Annotated in this window: 18 protein-coding genes and 2 riboswitches; of the genes, 8 read left to right on the top strand and 10 right to left on the bottom strand. The window is 62.2% G+C overall.

The window, feature by feature from the left end; genetic code table 11:
* Window positions 1–78 precede the first annotated feature (78 nt).
* The 8 genes from AC1D11_RS09585 (at window position 79) to AC1D11_RS09550 (ending at window position 8350) form a co-directional block, all read left to right on the top strand.
* Window positions 79–1653 carry a sugar ABC transporter ATP-binding protein gene (locus AC1D11_RS09585; protein ID WP_477646437.1) on the top strand — a complete coding sequence of 525 codons (1575 nt, stop codon included), beginning with the start codon at window positions 79–81 and terminating at the stop codon, window positions 1651–1653.
* 30 nt (window positions 1654–1683) lie between these two features.
* Window positions 1684–2667: an ABC transporter permease gene (locus tag AC1D11_RS09580; protein ID WP_477646229.1), complete on the top strand. Its 984-nt coding sequence runs from the start codon at window positions 1684–1686 to the stop codon at window positions 2665–2667.
* Between the two features lie 68 nt (window positions 2668–2735).
* On the top strand, window positions 2736–3680 hold the full coding sequence (locus tag AC1D11_RS09575; protein ID WP_477646228.1) for a substrate-binding domain-containing protein: 945 nt from the start codon (window positions 2736–2738) through the stop codon (window positions 3678–3680).
* A 51-nt stretch (window positions 3681–3731) separates the two neighbouring features.
* On the top strand, window positions 3732–4739 hold the full coding sequence (locus AC1D11_RS09570; RefSeq protein WP_477650998.1) for an aldo/keto reductase: 1008 nt from the start codon (window positions 3732–3734) through the stop codon (window positions 4737–4739).
* Window positions 4740–4872: 133 nt separating this feature from the next.
* Complete coding sequence (locus AC1D11_RS09565; RefSeq protein ID WP_477646226.1) at window positions 4873–5202, top strand: L-rhamnose mutarotase; 330 nt, start codon at window positions 4873–4875, stop codon at window positions 5200–5202.
* Between the two features lie 22 nt (window positions 5203–5224).
* A complete protein-coding gene (locus AC1D11_RS09560) occupies window positions 5225–6235 on the top strand; it encodes a zinc-binding alcohol dehydrogenase family protein (protein ID WP_477646225.1) in 1011 nt (336 codons plus the stop codon).
* Between the two features lie 13 nt (window positions 6236–6248).
* The gene (locus AC1D11_RS09555) at window positions 6249–7391 is read left to right on the top strand and encodes a mannitol dehydrogenase family protein (RefSeq protein ID WP_477646224.1); all 1143 of its coding nucleotides are present in this window, start codon (window positions 6249–6251) and stop codon (window positions 7389–7391) included.
* Window positions 7392–7579: 188 nt separating this feature from the next.
* Window positions 7580–8350, top strand: a complete 771-nt coding sequence (locus tag AC1D11_RS09550) for a transglutaminase-like domain-containing protein (RefSeq protein WP_477646223.1) — start codon at window positions 7580–7582, stop codon at window positions 8348–8350.
* A 51-nt stretch (window positions 8351–8401) separates the two neighbouring features.
* Here the strand turns inward: AC1D11_RS09550 and AC1D11_RS09545 are convergent, their stop codons facing one another.
* The 10 genes from AC1D11_RS09545 to AC1D11_RS09500 form a co-directional block, all read right to left on the bottom strand.
* Window positions 8402–9157, bottom strand: a complete 756-nt coding sequence (locus tag AC1D11_RS09545) for a sulfite exporter TauE/SafE family protein (protein ID WP_477646222.1) — start codon at window positions 9155–9157, stop codon at window positions 8402–8404.
* A 1-nt stretch (window position 9158) separates the two neighbouring features.
* Window positions 9159–12053, bottom strand: coding sequence for an aminomethyl-transferring glycine dehydrogenase (gcvP, locus tag AC1D11_RS09540; protein WP_477650996.1), 2895 nt, complete (start codon window positions 12051–12053; stop codon window positions 9159–9161).
* A gap of 55 nt (window positions 12054–12108) precedes the next feature.
* Entirely contained in the window at window positions 12109–12474 is a 366-nt protein-coding gene (gene gcvH / locus AC1D11_RS09535; protein WP_477646220.1) for a glycine cleavage system protein GcvH, read from the bottom strand.
* A gap of 57 nt (window positions 12475–12531) precedes the next feature.
* Window positions 12532–13692 (bottom strand): glycine cleavage system aminomethyltransferase GcvT, encoded by a 1161-nt coding sequence (gene gcvT, locus AC1D11_RS09530; RefSeq protein ID WP_477646219.1) that lies wholly within the window; start codon window positions 13690–13692, stop codon window positions 12532–12534.
* Between the two features lie 55 nt (window positions 13693–13747).
* Window positions 13748–13851: riboswitch (glycine riboswitch) on the bottom strand.
* 21 nt (window positions 13852–13872) lie between these two features.
* Window positions 13873–13986: riboswitch (glycine riboswitch) on the bottom strand.
* 26 nt (window positions 13987–14012) lie between these two features.
* Complete coding sequence (locus tag AC1D11_RS09525; protein ID WP_477646218.1) at window positions 14013–14582, bottom strand: hypothetical protein; 570 nt, start codon at window positions 14580–14582, stop codon at window positions 14013–14015.
* Window positions 14583–14654: 72 nt separating this feature from the next.
* Entirely contained in the window at window positions 14655–15932 is a 1278-nt protein-coding gene (locus AC1D11_RS09520) for a TRAP transporter large permease (RefSeq protein WP_477650995.1), read from the bottom strand.
* Entirely contained in the window at window positions 15929–16423 is a 495-nt protein-coding gene (locus tag AC1D11_RS09515; RefSeq protein ID WP_477646216.1) for a TRAP transporter small permease, read from the bottom strand. Before AC1D11_RS09515 ends, AC1D11_RS09520 begins: the two co-directional genes overlap by 4 nt.
* Window positions 16424–16524: 101 nt before the next feature.
* Window positions 16525–17496 carry a TRAP transporter substrate-binding protein gene (locus tag AC1D11_RS09510; RefSeq protein WP_477646215.1) on the bottom strand — a complete coding sequence of 324 codons (972 nt, stop codon included), beginning with the start codon at window positions 17494–17496 and terminating at the stop codon, window positions 16525–16527.
* A gap of 92 nt (window positions 17497–17588) precedes the next feature.
* Window positions 17589–18614, bottom strand: a complete 1026-nt coding sequence (denD, locus tag AC1D11_RS09505) for a D-erythronate dehydrogenase (protein WP_477646436.1) — start codon at window positions 18612–18614, stop codon at window positions 17589–17591.
* A gap of 305 nt (window positions 18615–18919) precedes the next feature.
* A complete protein-coding gene (locus AC1D11_RS09500) occupies window positions 18920–19933 on the bottom strand; it encodes an acyltransferase family protein (RefSeq protein ID WP_477650994.1) in 1014 nt (337 codons plus the stop codon).
* Window positions 19934–19969: the final 36 nt, after the last annotated feature.

The following is a 19969-nucleotide window of genomic DNA, read 5'->3' as shown; positions in this document are numbered from 1 at the left end:
AGGTGGCCTTACCAATTTGCAAAACATGCAAATTCGTCCCTCCCGGTTCCCTGGCCCACCAAAGAGGAGTTCGCATTGCTGTCATCCGTGTCCGATCCCGTCCGTCCCGACGCGCCCAGCCCCGTTGAGGCTGGCGTACTGTTGCGCCTGGAAGGGATTACCAAACGCTTCCCGGGAGTGCTGGCACTGGATGGTGTGAGCTTTGAGGTGCGAAGTGGGGAGGTACACGCGGTGTGCGGCGAAAACGGCGCGGGCAAATCGACGCTGATGAAGGTGATCAGCGGCCAGTACCAGCCCGATGCGGGGGGCCTGTACTACCGCGGCGAAGCCTGCCAGTTCCAATCCACCGCCGAATCCCAGGCTGTCGGCATTGCCATCATTCACCAGGAGCTGAACCTGGCTCCACATCTCACGGTGGCCGAAAACATTTACCTGGCCCGCGAGCCGCGCAAAGGCTGGCTGATTGACAGGGCGGCACTGCGCCGCCAGGCACAGCAATGCCTGGACCGGTTGGGGCAGGACATCTCACCGGATGCTCTGGTCAAAACCCTGTCTGTCGCCCAGCAGCAGATGGTGGAAATTGCCAAGGCGCTGTCGCTCAACGCCCAGGTGCTCATCATGGACGAGCCCACCTCGTCCCTCACGGAGTCGGAGACCGAGAAGCTGTTTGCCATCATCCACGAGCTCAAGCGTACGGGGGTGGGTATTGTCTACATCTCCCACCGCCTAGACGAACTGGCGCTCATCGTGGACCGCGTCACTGTCTTGCGCGACGGTCGCTACGTATCCACCGAACACCTGGCCGACACCAGTGTGGAAGGGATCGTGGCCAAAATGGTGGGGCGCTCGCTGGACGATGTATTCCCCAAGAGAACGTCCGTGCCCACGACCGACGTGTTGTTGCGCGTGCAGGGCCTGACACGCCAGGGTGTGTTTCACGACGTAAACTTTGAGCTGCGCCGTGGCGAAATTCTGGGCTTCGCAGGGCTCATGGGGGCCGGCCGCACCGAAGTGGCCCGCGCCGTTTTTGGTGCCGATCCCATCGACGCCGGCGAGGTGTTTCTGGCCGGGCAGCGTCTCACCATTCACTCGCCGCGGGATGCCGTGCGCCAGGGGCTGGCCTACCTGTCAGAGGACCGCAAGCACGACGGGCTGGCATTGAAGATGAACGTGGCACAGAACATCACGCTGGCCAACATGGAAGCCGTGTCCAACCGTGCGGGCATGATCCAGTTTGCCAAAGAGCAGGATGCCGCACGCCACTATATCGGCGCACTCGACATCCGCACGCCCAGCAGCAGTCAGATCGTGCGTCTGCTCTCGGGCGGCAACCAGCAGAAACTCGTGATCAGCAAATGGCTGTTCCGCCAATCACGCGTGCTGTTCTTTGACGAGCCCACCCGCGGCATCGACGTGGGCGCCAAGTACGCGATCTACCAGTTGCTCGACCAGCTCGCAGGGCAGGGCATCGGCGTCGTGATGATCAGCTCCGAGCTGCCCGAAATCATGGGAATGACCGACCGTGTCGCGGTCTTCCATGAAGGCCGCCTGGTCACCATCCTCCCGACCCGCGAGACCCACCAGGAGGAGGTCATGCACTACGCCTCCGGCCGCAGCGTGCCGCCTCTGCCCGCCGACCAGCTGATCAACTGAACCTCCAAGACTCTTTCCCCGAACCACACCATGACCGAACAACAACAAGACCTGTTTCAGAAATTTGCCGCGCTGGCCAGCCTGCTGGGACTCATCGCCATCTTCTCGTTCACCAGCAACGCCTTCTTCAGCGTGGGCAATGGCATGACCGTGGCGCTCCAGGTGACCTCCATTGCCTACCTCGGCATCGCAGCGACCTGCGTGATCATCACCGGCGGTATCGACCTCTCGGTAGGCGCCATCCTGGCACTGTCCGGCGTCGTGGCCGCCATGCTGGTCAAGGCGGGCGCACCCGTGCCGCTGGGCATGTTTGCCGGCCTGCTGGTTGGTGCCCTGTGCGGGCTGATCAACGGCCTGTGCGTGACGGTGCTCAAACTGCCGCCCTTTATTGCCACCCTGGGGATGATGCTGGTGGCACGCGGCGTGGCTTTGCAGCTGACCGATGCCCGCGCCATCAGCGGCCTGGGCGACAGCTTTGCGGAACTGGGCAACGGAGCCTTGTTCCGCATCGTCAACATCGGTGCGGACGGCTTCCCCGACGTGGTGTTCGTCGGCATCCCTTACCCCGTGGTGCTCATGATCGTGCTGGCGCTGGCCGTCTCCATCCTGCTCAACCGTGCCACGCTGGGGCGCCATCTGTACGCCATCGGCTCCAACCTGGAAGCCGCCCGGCTCTCGGGCGTGAACGTTAACGGCGTGACGCTGTTTGCCTATGTGCTTTCCGGCCTGCTGGCCGGGCTGACCGGCTGCGTGCTGATGTCACGCCTGGTGACGGCCCAGCCCAGTGAGGGCCTGATGTACGAACTTGATGCCATTGCCGCCGCGGTGATAGGCGGCACCTCGCTCACGGGTGGTGTGGGCACGGTGTCGGGAACCGTCATCGGTGCGTTTGTGATTGGCATCCTGCGCAACGGTTTGAACATGAGCGGGGTGTCCGCTTTCACCCAACAAATTTTGATCGGCGTCGTCATCCTGCTGGCCGTATGGATCGACCAGATGCGCCATCGCAAGTGATCCCTACCGGCAGGGCTTACCGGGACTTCGAGAGACAACCTCCACAACCACTACCCATGAGGAAAGAAATGAAAAAATTTGTCCACACACTGATCGCAGCCGCCCTGGTGGCTGCGTCGTCGATGGCTATGGCCGCCGACAAGGAAATTGCCGTCATCGTGAAGACCGCCAACTCGGACTTCTGGCAAAACGTGAAGAAAGGCGCCAACGCTGCCGTGGGGGATCTCAAGGGCTACACCGCCACCTTCCAGGGCGCAGCATCCGACACCGACCTGGCCGGGCAGGTAGCCCTGGTGGAAAACGCCGTGAACCGCAAGGTCGCCGGCATCGTGCTGGCCCCGTCGGATCCGGATGCCCTGATCCCCGCCATCAAAAAAGCCTGGGAAGCCAAGATTCCGGTTGTGTTGATTGACTCCGCCGCATCGGATGCCGGCAAGGCTTACTACCAATCCTTCCTGGCCACCGACAACAAGACTGCCGGAGAAATGTCCGCCAAGACGCTGATCGAGAAAGTCGGTACCACCGGCAAGATCGCCGTCATGTCCTATACGGCGGGCTCGGGCTCGGAAATCGGCCGCGTGGGAGGTTTCACCGACTACATCAAGAAACACTCCAAGCTGCAGATCGTAGGCCCCTTCTACTCCAACTCGCAGATGGGTACCGCACTGAACCAGACCACCGACGTGCTGGCTGCCAATCCCGACCTCAAGGGCATCTTCGGTGCCAACGAACCCACCGCTATCGGCATGGGCCGCGCACTGGTTCAGTCGGGCAAAGCCGGCAAAGTGGTCGCCATTGGCTTTGACGGCAACTCCGACCTGCAAGGCTTTGTGAAAGACGGCACCATTGAGGCGATTGCCGTGCAAAGCGCCTTCGAGATGGGCAACCTGGGCGTAAAGACTGTGGCGGAAATCGTGGCAGGCAAGAAAGTGCCCGCGTTCCGCGATACCGGTGTGTTGATGGTGACCAAGAAAAACATCGACACGCCCGCTGCCAAGAACGTTCTCTACTAAACCGCTCCAACCCAAGGACCCCTCCGGCACCGGCTGCCGGAGGATGGGCATATGCATACCACGGATTTGAAACGCCTTCCACGCGTGGACCTGCGGCTGACAGCCCTGGGCCTGGGCTGCTCGCAAATGGGCGGCCTGTACCGTGCCACCAGCGCCCGCGAGGTGGAGGAAGTCTTTGCCAGCGCCTGGGCGGCCGGCGTGCGCTATTTCGACACTGCGCCTTACTATGGCTACACCCGCTCCGAGCACCGCCTGGGAGCCCAGCTGGCCGATTGCCCACGCCATGAGTATGTCGTCAGCACCAAAGTGGGCCGCCTGCTGCGCCCCGATGCCAGCGTGGCTCCTGGCGATGGAGGTTGGGCCAACCCCTACCCGTTTCGCCCGCAGTATGACTACAGCTACAGCGGCGTGATGCGCTCATTCGAGGACAGCCAGCAGCGGCTGGGCCTGGCCCATATCGACATCCTGTACGTACACGACATCGGCCGCGACACCCACGGCGAACAGCATGCGCATTATTGGCAACAACTGACCACGGGGGGCGGCTTCCGCGCGCTGGACGAATTGCGCGCAAGCGGTGCCACCAGGGCAGTGGGCCTGGGTGTGAACGAATGGCAGGTGGTGATGGACAGCATGCAGGAGTTCGACCTGGACTGCACCATGCTGGCCGGGCGCTACACCCTGCTGGAGCAGGACTGCCTCACCCCCTTTCTGGACGAGTGCATGCGCCGCGGCAACGCTATCGTGGCGGCCGGGCCGTTCAACTCCGGCGTCCTGGCGGGCAACACCAAGTTCAATTATGCGGAAGCTCCGCCCGCCATAGTGGCACGCGTGCAAGCGCTGGCGCTGGCTTGTGAGGAATTCGGCGTGCCCCTGCAGGCCGCCGCACTGCAGTTTCCACTGGGGCACCCTGCGGTGGTGAGCTGCGTCACCGGCACCCGCACCGCAACCCAGCTGCAACAGAACGTCGCCTGGCTGGAGACGCCCATTCCCGCCACGATGTGGCAGGCCCTGCGCAGCCGCGGCCTGCTGCATCCCGATGCGCCAGTACCAGCTTGAGGAAAACCCCATGCTGATCGACGCGCACCAGCATTTCCGGAATCTGGCAAACCGCACTGGCCACTGTCCGCCATCTTTGGCGGCAATGCGCGCCGCCTGTACCACCTTGGCCAACATATAGACGGAAATTGACATGCAACGAATGGGATGGGTCATTGGTATCGACCCCCGGCACATCGCCGAATACAAGCGCCTGCACGCGGCCGTCTGGCCCGCTGTGCTGCAGCGCATTCACCAATCGCAGGTGCGCAACTACAGCATTTTTCTGCGAGAGCCGGAAAACCTGCTGTTCGGCTACTGGGAATATCACGGCCGGGACTTTGACGCGGACATGGCCGCTATCGCCGCTGATGCCGAGACGCAGCGTTGGTGGACCCTCTGCGGCCCCTGCCAACGCCCCCTTCAAACCCGCAGCCCAGGCGAGCACTGGGCCGCCATGGAATCCGTATTCCACATTGACTAACCACTTCCACCCAAGGACATCTATGCTGACAGTCATTTGCGAAACTCCCGGCGTGCTGCGCACGGTCGAAGGGGCCATGCCCATCCGCAATGAAGGCGATGTGCTGCTGCGCATCCGCCGCGTGGGGGTGTGCGGCACCGATCTGCACATCTTCACCGGCAAACAACCCTTCCTGGCGTATCCACGCGTCATGGGCCACGAAATCGCGGGTACCGTAGAGGAAGCTCCAGCGGACAGCCCCCTTCAGGCCGGCGACAGCGTCTTCGTCATGCCTTACCTGTCATGCGGCCGGTGTGTAGCCTGCCGCCAGGGCAAGACCAACTGCTGCGTCAACATCCAGGTACTGGGTGTGCACCGCGACGGCGCCTTCACCGAGTATCTCAACGTACCCGCGCAGTTTGTGCGCAAGGCAGAGGGTGTTTCACTGGACCAGGCCGCCATGCTGGAATTTCTGGCCATTGGTGCCCACGCCGTACGTCGCGCCGACGTGCAGCCCGGTCAGCGTGTACTGGTGGTAGGGACGGGCCCCATCGGCATGGCCGCCTTGCTATTCGCCGGCCTGCGTGGTGGCCGGGTCACAGCGCTGGACACCCGAAAGGAAAGGGTGGAGTTCTGCAAACAACAGCTGGGTGCGCATGCGGGTGTTGTGATAGGTGACAAGGACCTGGACGAGCTGCGCGCACTGACCGATGGAGATTTTTACGATGTCGTTTTTGACGCCACAGGCAACGCAAAAGCCATGGAGCGCGGCTTCCAGTTCATTGCCCATGGCGGCAAGTATGTGTTGGTGTCGATAGTGCTGGACAACATTACCTTCGCCGATCCGGAGTTTCACAAACGCGAGGCGACACTGCTGGGCAGCCGCAATGCCACCATGGAAGACTTCGAAACAGTGCTTGAGGCGATGCGGGGCGGCAAAATCCCCACCGCGGCACTCAACACCCATCGCATGGCCCTGGCCGATGTACCCGCCCGGTTTGCCACGCTGCTGGACCCCACGCAGGGCGTGGTCAAGGCGCTGATCGAATGCTGACCGGAGCGTGCACGTGAGTACGCCCATCCTCCAGTTTGGCACCGGGCGTTTTCTGCAGGCGCATGCAGACCTGTTTGTGTCCCAAGCCCTGGCCCAAGGCCAGGCATTGGGCGGCATTACCGTCGTGCAGAGCACAGACAGCCCGCAGAGCAGTGCGCGCGCCGCGGCACTGGCACACGGCTACCGCGTCGAATTGCGCGGCATGCAGCATGGCCAGCGTATCGAGGAAACCGTGCAAGTGAACGCAGTACAGACCGTCTGGCATGCCCGCCGCGACTGGACACAGTTGTGCGATGCCATGGCCACCACCGTGCAGGTCATCATCTCCAACACAGCAGATATGGGCTATGCACTGGACGACTCCGACAACGCAGCGCTGCTGCGTAGCCCCTCGACGACGCCGCGCAGCTACCCGGCCAAGCTGGTGGTGCTTCTGCACCACCGCTGGCAGCAGCAGCCCGAGGCTCCCCTGACGCTATATCCCTGCGAACTGGTCAGCCGCAACGGTGACACACTGCGCGACCTGGTATCCACGCTGGCCCAGAACTGGGGCGCTACGCTCGCCTTCCTTCGCTATGTGCGGGAGCACTGCGTGTGGGTCAATTCACTGGTGGACCGCATCGTCTCGTCTCCGCTGGAACCCGCCGGTGCGGTGGCCGAGCCCTATGCGCTGTGGGCCATCGAACGCCAGCCGCGCATGGTGCTACCTTGCAGCCACCCGGCGATGGTGGTGACGGATGCACTGGCCCCATTCGAGCAACGCAAGCTCTGGCTGCTGAACCTGGGCCACACGGTATTGGCCGAACGCTGGCAGCTGCTGGGCGGTGCTGCGGACATGACCGTGATGCAGGCCATGCACACTCCGGCGCTGCGCACTCCGCTGGAGGCGGTGTGGGCCGACGAGGTATTGCCGGTATTTGACGCCGAGGGCACAGGCCCCGAGGCCCGCGCCTACCTGGTGGAATTGCGCGACCGTCTGCTCAACCCGTTTCTGGAACACCGTCTGGCCGACATTGCCAAGGACCACGCACAGAAGAAGCAGCGTCGCCTGGCACCCGTGGTGGAGCGCGCCGTAGCGCTGCAACTGCCCATCGCACAGGCCCAGCTGCGCAATGCGTTAGCTGAAACCGGAAGTACCTTGGGCACTGGTGCCTGAACCGCCGGCTGGTCAACAGCGTTTGACGGCATGTTGCGGCGCAACATCCAACGCCGCGAACCCTCATGCCTGCCTTCTCCAGAGGAAGAAGGGGCCAGTCCCTCAGCGTCTGGGCGAGGAACGGAAATTCGCCGCAATTGCGCCTCCGGGGTTACGATGCGTAAACCATTCACTCCGCCGGTGGTTCCATGGTGGCACTTGCCGCACAATTCGATTCGCCCCGCCGGCTGCGTCAAAGAGCCAGTGACCGGCCGCAAGACTGGCTTGGCACCACGCCACTGCTGGACCTGGACGACACCAAGCTGCGCCTGAAGGCTCGCTCGATTGTCCAGCTGTGCCGCACCGAGCGGGACAAGGCGCTGGCCATCTATCGCTTCGTCAAGCGCCTGCCCTATACCAAGCGAGTCAAGCTGCAGTACCCGACGGCTCGCGACGTGCTCGAGGCACGCGGGGGCGACGGCGACGACAAGGTGACGCTGCTGATCGCGCTGATGCGCTCCGCAGGCATCCCGGCCCGTGTGCGCTACATGGAGATGCGCGGCGAGATGCTTCGCGGCCTGATCCCCCGGGCCACGCCGGCGGCGCGGCCGCTGGCGGAGTTCTGGCTGGGCCGTTGGGTGCGCACCGACACCTATATCTTCGATGCCGAATACGTGGCTGCGGCGCTCGAACGCCTGAAAGCGAACGGCTGGGAGTGCGGCTGGGGTATCCACATCAATGCCCAGCTTCTGTGGGACGGAAAGAACGACGCCTTCCTCGGCGGTGTGCCTACCGAGCAGGACCCCATGCTCACGCGGCTTCTGTGCGTGGTGAGCGATCCCCTGGAACTGGTGTCGGCATCCCTGGGGGGCAGCGGGCTGCGTTACCGCCGATCGCTGCGGGCGTTGCAATGGAATGCGCTGGCACCCACCATGATGCGGGCCATTCGCGAGCTACGGGCTGGTTCCCGTTTCTACTGATCGGCGGCTTGCTCACCCCATTCGCATTTGCATCAATAGCGTTAGCAGGCCCTAGCCCATCCGTCGTAACAACTCTGGCACGGATGACACCAGCATCGCCACGCCGGAGCAGGTCAGCAGGCTCAGCACCAGCCTGCGAAAGACCAGGTCACTGATACCCGTGTAAACCCGTCCACCCAGCCAGGCAGGAATAAGCGCAGCAGGCGCCACGATGGCCAGCATGGGAAGTGTCTCGCGGGTAACCAGGCCGGCGGCGCCGTAGCTGGCCATGGTGACGGTCAGCACGGCCAGATTGAAGTTCTGGATGACGGCGCGCTGGGCACTCTTCTCGTAGCCGCGCAGCGTGCACCACAGCGTCGGGATCACGCCGCTGAAGCCACCCAATGCACCCATAAAACCGCCGGCCACGCCTATCGTGCCGTCGGCGACGCGGCCTCCGTGGTGAATGCGCGGAAGCTTGCCCGAAAAAAGCATGGCCGGGCACCATACCGCCAGCAGCACGCCGAGAAACAGTTTGAACAACTGGACGTCAAGCCGTGGCAACAGCAGTAGGCCCAGCGGCAGCCCAATTAGGCCGCCTGCCAGAAATGGCAGCAGGCGTTTCCAGTCAGTCGTGCGGCTGACCGTGAAGGCCGCCATGACCTGGCCCATCAGGCCGCCGAACACTGCCATGACAGCCGCCAGCTTCGGGTCTATCGACCAGGCCCAGAAAGACATGGCAACCAGGCTGAAGCCAAAGCCTGAGAGGCCCTGGACAAAACCTGCCGCCGCCGCGCCCGCGACGATGAGGATGATGTGAGCGTCCAACTCAGGCGTAATCACTCACGGGTACGCAGCTGCAAAAAAGGTTGCGGTCGCCGTAGACGTTGTCGACGCGGCCCACGGGTGGCCAGTATTTGACCTGCTTGAGCGAAGCCAGTGGGAAGGCCCCGGTCTCGCGTGAGTAGGGACGGTCCCAGTCGGCGCCCATCAGGCTGGCTGCCGTGTGCGGCGCATGCTTGAGCGGGTTGTTGTCCTGGGGCCATTGGCCGGCTTCGACTTTGCGGATCTCTTCGCGGATGGCGATCATCGCGTCGATGAAGCGGTCCAGCTCGGCCAGGGTTTCACTTTCGGTAGGTTCCACCATCAAGGTGCCGGGCACAGGGAAGCTCAATGTGGGCGCGTGAAAGCCGTAGTCCATCAGGCGCTTGGCCACGTCTTCGGCGGTGACGCCGCTGGTTTCCTTGAGCGGGCGCAGATCGAGAATGCATTCATGCGCGACATGGCCGTTCTCGCTGGCGTACAGCGTGGGGTAGTGGTCCTTGAGGCGTGAGCTGATGTAGTTGGCGCTGAGGATGGCCACTTCGGTCGCTTGCGTCAGACCTTCCGGGCCCATCATGCGGCAGTACATCCAGCTGATGGGCAACACCGCTGCGTTACCCAGCGGGGCCGCAGAAACCGCGCCCACGCCGTTGACGGGAATGCCGGCTGTGGCATGGCCGGGGAGGTAAGGCACCAGGTCGGCCACGACGCAGACCGGGCCTACGCCAGGGCCGCCGCCGCCGTGCGGAATACAGAAAGTTTTGTGCAAATTCAGGTGACTTACGTCGCCGCCGAACTCGCCTGGCGCGGCCACGCCGACCAGTGCGTTCATGTTGGCGCCGTCCACGTAAACGCGTCCGCCATGGCTGTGCACCATGGCGCAGAGCTCTTTCACCTGGGTTTCAAACACGCCATGTGTGCTGGGATAGGTAATCATCACGCAGGCGAGGTTGGCGCTGTGCTGTTCGCACTTGGCCTTGAGGTCGGCCATATCGACATTGCCCTGCGCGTCACAAGCAGTGACGACGACGGTCATGCCCACCATCTGTGCACTGGCCGGGTTGGTGCCGTGGGCCGACGATGGAATCAGGCAAATGTTGCGGTGGCCCTGGCCTTTGGCCTCGTGGAAGGCTTTGATGACCAGCAGGCCCGCGTATTCACCTTGCGAACCGGCATTGGGCTGCAGGCTGATGCCCGCGTAGCCGGTGGCCTGGCACAGCCAGTCGCGCAGCTGCTTGTCGAGTTCTGCGTAGCCTTGCAGTTGATCGGCAGGGGCAAACGGGTGGATGTTGGCGAACTCCGGCCAGGTGATGGGAATCATCTCGCTGGTCGCGTTGAGCTTCATGGTGCAGCTGCCCAGCGGGATCATGCTGCGGTCCAGCGCGAGGTCTTTGTCGCTGAGCATGCGGATGTAGCGCAGCATGCCGGTTTCGGAGTGGTGGGTGTTGAACACCGGGTGCGACAGGAAGGCGCTGGTGCGACGCAGCTCGGAAGGAATCAGCGATTCAATGCCTTTTTCAAACGCACTGACCACGGGCACGGTCTGGCCGGGTTTGGCGAAGAAGGACCAGAGCAGTTCGATGTCCTTGCGGCTGGTGGTTTCGTCCAGCGACACGCCCAGATGGTTGTTCAGGCGAAAGCGCAGGTTGGCGCCCGCCGAACGTGCGCGGTCAGCTATCAAATTGGTAGCATCACCCGTCTTCACCGTGACGGAATCGAAGGCGCCTGTGTTGGTGATTTCATAGCCCAGCTCTTTGAGGCCCTGCACGAAGATGGCGGTGTAGGCCGCCACACGCTCGGCGATGCGCTTGAGGCCTTGCGGGCCGTGGTAGACCGCGTACATGCTGGCGATGACGGCCGGCAGCACCTGCGCGGTGCAGATATTGGACGTAGCCTTTTCGCGGCGGATGTGCTGTTCGCGGGTTTGTAGCGCCAGGCGGTAGGTCGGGTTACCGTGGCTGTCGACGGTGACGCCGACCAGGCGGCCCGGCAGCGAGCGCTTGAATTCATCACGGCAGGCAAGGTAAGCGGCGTGGGGGCCGCCGTTGCCCATGGGCATGCCGAAACGCTGCGTGTTGCCGAGCACGATGTCGGCGTCCCATTCGCCGGGTGGTGTGAGCAGGGTCAGTGCCAGCAGGTCGGCCGCGACGCAAAGTGCCGCGCCGTCGACGTGGGCCTGGCCGGCCAGTGGGCGCAGGTCATGGATGCTGCCGGTGGTGGCGGGGTATTGCGCCAGCACGCCGAAGTAGTTGCCTTCGGCCATCAACTGCGGCACCGTGACGGCCGCCGTGCTGACCTTCACCTCGATGCCCAACGGCTTGGCGCGGGTGTGTATGACTTCAATCGTTTGTGGATGGCAGTCACCCGCGACGATGAAGACATTACTCTTGCTTTTCACGCTGCGCTTCGCCAGGGTCATGGCTTCGGCGGCGGCGGTGGCTTCGTCGAGCATGGAGGCGTTGGCGATCGGCATGCCGGTCAGGTCGCAAACCATGGTCTGGAAGTTGATCAGCGCTTCCATGCGGCCTTGAGAAATCTCGGCCTGGTAGGGCGTGTAGGCTGTGTACCAGGCGGGGTTCTCCAGGATATTGCGCAGGATCACGCCGGGCGTGCAGGTGCCGTAGTAACCCTGGCCGATGAAATTCTTGAACACCTGGTTCTTGGCCGCGATGGCCTTGAGCTGCTTGAGTGCTGCTGCCTCCGTTACAGGAGCCGGGATGGCCATGGCCGTGCTGCGTGCAATCGAGCGCGGAACGATGCCTTCCACCAACGCGCGCCGCGAAGCCGAGCCCACGATGCTGAGCATGTGGACTTCGTCGGCGTCGTCAATGCCGATATGGCGGGCAATGAACTCGGAAGGATTTTCAAGATCGCCCAAGGGCTTGGCGGATTGCATCAACATGTCGGGTCCCGTGTCAGGCTTGGCAGCCAGGAATCAAAAAAAGTCGGTCAGGAAATCAGGCGGCGAAGGCTGTGTAACGGGTCTCGTCCATCAGCGCGTCAAGCTGTGAAGGGTCAGATAACTTGACCTTGAAGAACCAGCCGGCGCCCATCGGGTCGCTGTTGGCAAGCGATGGGTCGTTTTTCAGGGCTTCGTTGATTTCGGTCACTTCGCCGCTCAAGGGCATATACACGTCGGCCGCGGCCTTGACGGATTCGACAACACCGGCGGTTTCTTTCTGGGCGAAAGTGGTGCCGACAGCCGGCAGGTCCACAAACACCACGTCGCCCAACGCGTCCTGCGCATGCACGGTGATGCCAACGGTGGCAACGTTGCCTTCAATCTTGACCCATTCGTGGTCTTCGGTGTATTTGACGGTCATGAGGTTCTCCGGGGTTGAGTGGCGGGGTGAAAAAAAATGAAGTGACAGCTTCAGGGTCTAGCCGCGGTAATAGCGGGCGGGAACAAAAGGCATGGCGGCGACTTCCATGGGTACGGCCTTGCCGCGCACCATCGCGTTCACGCGCGTGCCCAGCGCGGCGAATTCAGGTTTGACATAGCCCATGGCGACCGGCTGGTTGATCGTGGGCCCCAACAGGCCGCTGGTGACCTCGCCGATGACTGTGCCATCGGTGCTTTGCAACTCGGTATGGTCACGCACCGGCACGCGCTCCAGCGCCACCAGGCCGACGCGCTTGCGGGTGAGCAGGGCGGGGTCAGCCAGTTGCGCCAGGATTTTGTCCGCGCCCGGGAAACCGCCGGCACGCGCGCCGCCGGTACGGCGAATCTTTTGCATGGCCCAGTTGAGGTTGGCTTCCACCGGCGTGGTGGTGATGTCGATGTCGTTGCCGTAGAGGCACAGGCCGGCCTCCAGCCGCAGCGAATTGCGCGCGCCCAGGCCGATGGGCTTGACTTCGGGCTGCGCGAGCAGTGCGCGTGCGAGTGTGTCGGCTTGCGAAGCCGGCACCGAGATTTCAAAGCCGTCTTCGCCGGTGTAGCCGCTGCGGGTGATGAAGCAGTCGCAATTTGCCACGGTGAAGCGCCCACCGGTCATAAACACCAGCTTTTCGACGCCTGGGGCCAGCCGCTGCAAGGCCGTGACGGCCTGCGGGCCCTGCAGCGCCATGAGCGCCATTTCGGGCATGGGGATGACTTCGCAGCGCGAACCGATTTTGGCCTGGATGTGCGCGATGTCGCCCGCCTTGCACGCACCGTTGACGATGACAAAGAGGTCGCCGCCGTTCGCGTAGTCGCGGTTGAAGAACATCAGGTCGTCGATGATGCCGCCGTCGTCGTTGAGCAACAGGCCGTAGCGCTGCTTGCCGGCAGGCAGGTCAATCACATCGACAGGGATTAGGGATTCAAGCGCCGCCGCTGCATCCGCGCCCACCAGGCGCAACTGGCCCATGTGGGACACATCGAAAAGGCCGGCAGCCTGGCGCGTATGGTGGTGTTCCGCCATAAGCCCCGCTGGGTATTGCACCGGCATGGAATAGCCGGCAAAAGGTACCATGCGCGCGCCTAGCTCCACGTGCAGGTCGTGCAGCGGCGTTTTCAGCAGGGCTTCGGGGGCAGCGGAAGAAGTGGACGAATCGGACAAGGCATTCTCCGGGGGGCAAACACGGTCATGGCAAGAACTTGTTCTCAATCCATGGGCTGCCCCTGCTGTCCACTTTACCTGAGAGATTCACCCGGCGATGCGGGCTTGCTCCTTCGGTGGGCTGCCCGTGAAGGGCGGCCTCTCTCCAGTAGGGAACGCCTCGCCGCGTGGTGCGCCGCAGGGCGGTTGCCAGTCCTTTTGCCTGAGCGTTCAGTGCTACTTGGGGGTACCCCCAGGGTGCTCGTGCGCCTTCGGCGGTTTTCGCTAAGGAAAACTCTCTCCTGACCAGCCAAGTGTAACGGAAGCTGCTCCGAGCCTGATCAGGCAGCCAGATGCTGGGGCAGCAGCATGGCGATCCGCTCGCTGATGGAGTCGGCACGCTCATGGCCCGCGATTTTCTCGATTTCTTCCAGCATTTGGCGCGAGGCGGCGAGCATGGTCTCGCGGTCCTTGGCATTGCGCAGCGCTTCGCGAAAGCGCTCGGCCATCACCGGGTCGCGCCGGGCAAACATGCGCTCGCAAATATCGAACAGGAACATCCGGGTTGTGGCAAGCGAGCGCTTGCCTTCAAACTGGTCGGCGGAGACCTGAATGGCTTGCGTGGTCTCGGGGCTGGGGAAATTCTGCAACTGCGCCGGCGTGAGTGTGTGGGCGGGTGCAGGCGAGGGATTTTTTGCCGGTGCGGACGCCCTGCCAGGATGGGCTTCCAGAAAGCCGTCACGCAAAAGGCGCAGGGCAATGGCTTCGCCGTCGCCCTCAAACAGCGGGCGGAAGTCCTGGGCAGACTTGCTGCCGTCGGCCATCAGCAGCAGGGTGCGCTCGCGCTGGCCTAGCGTTCTCACGCCGGGCTTGAGCTCGGCGCGGGCACGGTCGGTTTTATGGAGCTGCATGGATTTCATCCTCAAATGAAACCCCGAGCATGGCTGCTGAAAATGACAGCCTCGTGAATCCCGTCCGAAAAGCTATTTGGCGTAGACCAGATCCCGCAAAGCCAGCGACAGCTGCGGGACGTAAGTGACCACCATCAGGCAAGCCAGGATAACGAGCACAAAGGGGATCAGGTGGGTCACGATGCGGTCCAGCGATATCCTGGCGACGGTGCAGGCTGCAAACAGGTTCACGCCGAATGGCGGCGTGATCATCCCCAGCGCGAGGTTGACCACCATCACCAGCCCGAAGTGCACCGGGTCAATGCCGAAATGCACCGCCACCGGCGCCAGGATGGGCGCCAGCACGATGATGGCTGCGCTGGTTTCAATGAACATGCCGATGATGAACAGCGCCGCGTTAACGCCGAGCAGGAAGAGTGCGGGCGATTGCAGCACGGCTTCCAGCCAATGGCCTATGGCGTCCGGCACGCCAGCCCGGGTGATCAGGAAGGCGAACAACCCGGCATTGGCGATGATGAACATGATCACGGCACTGGAGAGCACCGATTTGCGCAGGATGACGTACAGGTCGGCCGGCTTGATTTCGCGGTAGATCACGATGCCCACGACCAGCGCATAAAACACCGCCACGGCAGAGGCTTCGGTCGGCGTGAAAATCCCGCCGTAAATCCCGCCCAGAATAATCACCGGCATCAACAATGCCCAGCCCGCCTGCCAGGTCGCCTTGCCAAAGCCTAGGCGGCCGTCACCGTCCTGCTTTCCCCAACCCTTCCAGCGGCAATACAGGTGCACGAACAGCATCAGTGCGCAGCCGATCAGCAGCCCCGGGCCGAAGCCGGCAATGAAGAGTTCGCCGATCGACACTTCGGCGCTCACGCCATAAAGAATCATGGGAATGGAAGGTGGAATGATCACGCCCAACTCGGCGCTGGTGGCCTGCAGGGCTGCGGCGTAGGCGGTGGGGTAACCGTGCTTGATGAGCGCCGGGATCAGGATGGCGCCAATGGCGAAGGTGGTGGCCACGGAGGAGCCGGACACCGCGGCGAAGATCATGCAGGTCAGCACGCAGGTCATGGGCAGGCCGCCCTGGACGCCCCCCACAATGCTTTTGGCGAACTCGACAAGCCGGCGCGAGATGCCGCCGGTTTCCATCAGGTTGCCGGCCAGGATGAAGAAGGGGATCGCGGCCAGCGGAAACTTGTTGATCGAGGAGAACATCTCCTTGACTGAAATCAGCATGTTGGCGCTGGACGCCTGGATACCGAAGATGGACGCCAGGCCGATGGAAACGGCCACGGAAACGGTGAGCGCAAAGCACAGCACCATGGTGGAAATCATTACCGCGGTCATTGCGCAGTCTCCAGTTCGTTGCGCTGTGGGTCGATCAGGTTGCCGATGATGCCCATTACGCAGAACATGCCGCCGATCGGCATGGCCACATAGCCCCAAAACATCGAAATGGATTCAAGGCCAGCCATGGACTGCGCACGCCCGCGCAGGGAATAGTCCCAGCCCCACCAGACGATGACCGCGACGAGGAGCAGGGCGGCGAGGCAGACCAGCCAGTCCAGCACCCGCCGGATGCGAGGTGGGCTCCAGCGATAGAGCACGTCCACGCTGACCATGGCGCCCTGGCGGAAAGCCATGGGGATTCCCATAAAGACCATCCAGATCAGGCTGAGGCGGATCAGGATTTCACTCCACTCTGCAGGCTGCTCGAAGACAAAACGCGTCAGGATCTGGAACACGCCGAGCCCCGATGCGATGACCAGCATCAGGCAGGCCACCAGCATGGAGAAACCGGTGGTCCACCGTTCAAGTTGAAGAAAGGCTTGTTTCATGGAGGCGCCGATACATGAAAGTATGCAATGAAAACGCCCGCAGGCCAATGGCAGCGGGCGCAAGCAGCTACAAAAAAAGTAGCAAAATAGCCGCGGTACGGTTACTTGTAGTTCCTGATCGCGTCGATGTTGGCTTTGCCGAACTGCTTTTCAAATTCGGCGTTGACCGGCGCCAGCGTTGCCACGAACTTCGCCTTGTCCACGTTTTCGATCACGGTCATGCCTTTGCTGCGCAGCTCGGCTACACCGTTGGCATCGTCCTGGTCCACGCGGGCCCGGTTCGCCTTGGTCGCTTCCCTGGCGGCGTCAATGAATGCCGTCTTGTCGCCGGCGCTGAGCTTGTCGAAAGCTGCCTTGTTCATGACAAAAATACAGGGTGAATAAACGTGACCGGTCAGTGAAAGGTGCTTTTGCACCTGGTCGAACTTGGCGGACATGATCACGGACAGGGGATTTTCCTGGCCGTCGACTGTGCCTTGCTGCAGCGCCGTGAACACTTCGGGAAAGGCCATGGGCGTGGTGATGATGCCCAGGCCTTTGTAGGCGGCGATGTGCACCGGATTTTCCATGGTGCGCATCTTCAGTCCCTTCAGGTCCTCCGGAACTTTCACGTCCCGCTTGCTGTTGGTCATGTGGCGAAAGCCGTTTTCGGCCCAGGCCAGCGCCTTAAAGCCCTTGGCATCGAATTTGGTCAGTAAATTCTGGCCGATGGGGCCGTCCAGCACGGCGCGTGCGTGCGCCTTGTCCCGGAACAGGAAAGGAACGTCGAGGATCTTGGTCTCGGGGACAAAGTTGGGTACGGGGCCGGTGGAGGAGAAGGCCAGCTCCTGGGTGCCCAGCTGCACGGCCTCGATGGATTCGCGTTCGCCGCCCAAGGCTCCGTTGTAGAAGGTCTGGACTTTGTAGCGGCCTGCTGTGCGTTTCTCGACTTCTTTGGCAAAGGTGTCAATGGCAATGCCCTGATGCGAATTCTGGGCCGTGGAAATGCTGATTTTCATGGTGGTCTGTGCATTTGCAGACGCCATGAATCCCGCTGCGAGCGTCATACCGATAATCAGTTTTGAAAGCTTCATGTTGTTTGTCTCCGTTGGGTGATCGGGCCGGAAATCCTGTGGACGACTGGGGCCGGTCCTGTATCAGGATTCTCCGACCATAAGCACACGCATTATTGCCGCGATGCGTTTGCGGTCGTGCGCGGGTTTTCGCTTAAGTACGCTGCAATGATGCTTTCAAAATCACTGTCAGGCAGCAGGCCCAGCGACCGCGCGCGTGCTGCGTCGATATTGCCAGGCCAGCTGCCCACAATGGCTGTGACGACAGGGTCATGCACCCAGTCGATCAGATCCGCCACATCTTTGCCGGCCACCCGTGCCAAGGCTTGCGCCATTTCGCCAACTGTTGTCTTGAGGGCCGGCAGGTTGACGGCTGTGCGGGCACCCCACTCGGTGTCGCTGGCTTGCGCAGCGCGAATCAATCCCTCAACTGTGCGGCCGGGTGACGCAAGAGCCACGGCCGTTTCGGGAGGGACAGGGCACTGTGCCCTCGTTCCCGCAAGGGGTTCCCGGATCATGCCGCTGAGAAAGCTTGATGCCGCACCGTTGGGTTTTCCGGGCCGCACGCTCACGGTCATCAGGCGTACGTTGCGGCCGCGTATGAAACCCTTGCGCGCGTAATCAGCCACCAGTTGTTCGCCGATGAATTTCTGGATGCCGTAGCTATTCTGCGGTGTGGGCAGCGTTCTGTCATCGATGACCGCCGGGAGCGGTTGCTCGGGTGAATTGCCAAACACTGCAAGCGAACTGGCGAATACGACGGTGGGCGATGTTTTCAGGCTGCGGCACGCCTGCAGCAGCGCGCGCGTGGCGTCGACATTGCTGTGCATGCCGAGGTCGAAGTCCGCTTCGCATTCACCGCTGACTGCCGCCGCCAGATGAAATATCAGCGTGTCTTTTTCCGTCACCACAAGTGCTTGCGGATGGCCGTCTTCCAGCAGCCGGTTCAGATCGCCAGTGACGGCTCGAATGCGGTTGTCCTCGGCCAGTGCGGCCGGCGGCGCCACCCTGTCAACCAGCGTCACTGTCCGGATGGTTTGCGGTGCGCTGCCCGCGAGGGCCAATTGCCCCGCGTCCAGAAGTCGCCGGGCCAGCCTGGCCCCGAGAAATCCGGCGCCACCGGTGATGACGATATTCATGGGCATGTTGTCTCCATCTTTTTGTTGCTTACTCGCCTGCATGTCCGCACCGATCCGGTTGCCTGCGGTACGTCAGGCAGTTTAGTTCGAATGAGGAGTCGTTCCACGCAGCCAGATGGTGCCGGGTTGGAGGATGCTCGGAGAAAAATATCGTGCAACTCCGGCGGCACGGCTCCCGCGCCGACGTTCGATTCGTTCAGGATTCGCCGCGGCAGCAGAGTCACTGATTGGGGCGCCAGGGCGCCGCCAGCGATGAGCAGCTTGGCGCCAGAGTGAATTGGGCCGTTGGCCCGAGCCCCGATCCTTCAGACTGCTACGACGGGCTTCGGATTGGTTTTCGGCTTGCCCGGCACAGTTCCCAGTAGCCACAGATTCAGGGCTGCGTGCCGGCTGATGAGCAGCGCGGATAGGACGGGACCAGCAATCCCGGCGGCGAGTCCCAGCGTCATCAGGACATAGGTGTCCGTGATACCCAGTTTCCTGAAGGCGATACGGCTCGCGGCCGTAAAAAAAACATGCAGCAGGTAAATCGCAAATGAGAAGGATCCAATGTAGGCCAGGGGCGCGAAACTCCAGCCACTCCGCAGAAGAAGAAAGGCGCTTGAGACACCGAGCGCCAGTGCGGCGATAGAACTTCCCTGCTCGGAAAATTGCGGAAAAAGCATGGCTCCGGTGGCGGCGCAAATAAATACTGCCGCTGCCACAAGCCGGGCTTTTGGCGTCCCGATGTCAAATCGTTTGCAGGCAAGCCCGGCCAGGAAAAAAGGCAGAAGGTAAACAGCGCCCCGGGCGGCGAAATAGTTGGGTGGGCTGAAGTAGTCAAACAGCACCGCGCTGAGTGCCCAGGCCACTGCAAATCCGGCCGCAGTAGAAAGTGCGTTGAGGTGTTCCAGCAGCAGAACGACCAGGAAGACAATAAAAAGCGCTTCAAGAAACCAGAAGTGCCCCACGGGCTCAATGTGCAGCAGCCACCACTGGCTGACCGACGAGTTGGCGCCTGGCGTGAAGGCCTGCACGACGGCAAAAATGGTTCCCACCGTAATCAGGGGGAGCAGCAACCGCCGGACCTTGCCTTTAATGAATTCAGCAGCATTGCCTTCATAGGGGCGAAATGCATACACATAGCCCGATATGAAAGAAAAGAGCGGCATGCGGATATAGGCCAACCCCTCATTGAATATCTGCAGCCAGTGCCCCTCAGGAACCTTCAGGCCCACTGAGGGCGTATCCCCTACTACATGAAACAGAACCAGCAAGATGCAGGCGATGCCTCTTACCGTATCCACTTCCATGCTGCGCTTCATTTTCTTACCGGTCATCGGCCTTGCGTTCCTCTTCTTGCTTCTTTGCGGTGT

The sequence above is a fragment of the Polaromonas sp. P1_E11 genome (assembly GCF_056405995.1).
The sequence above is the reverse complement of the archived record's forward strand: the minus strand, read 5'-3'. Positions and strand labels throughout refer to the sequence as shown.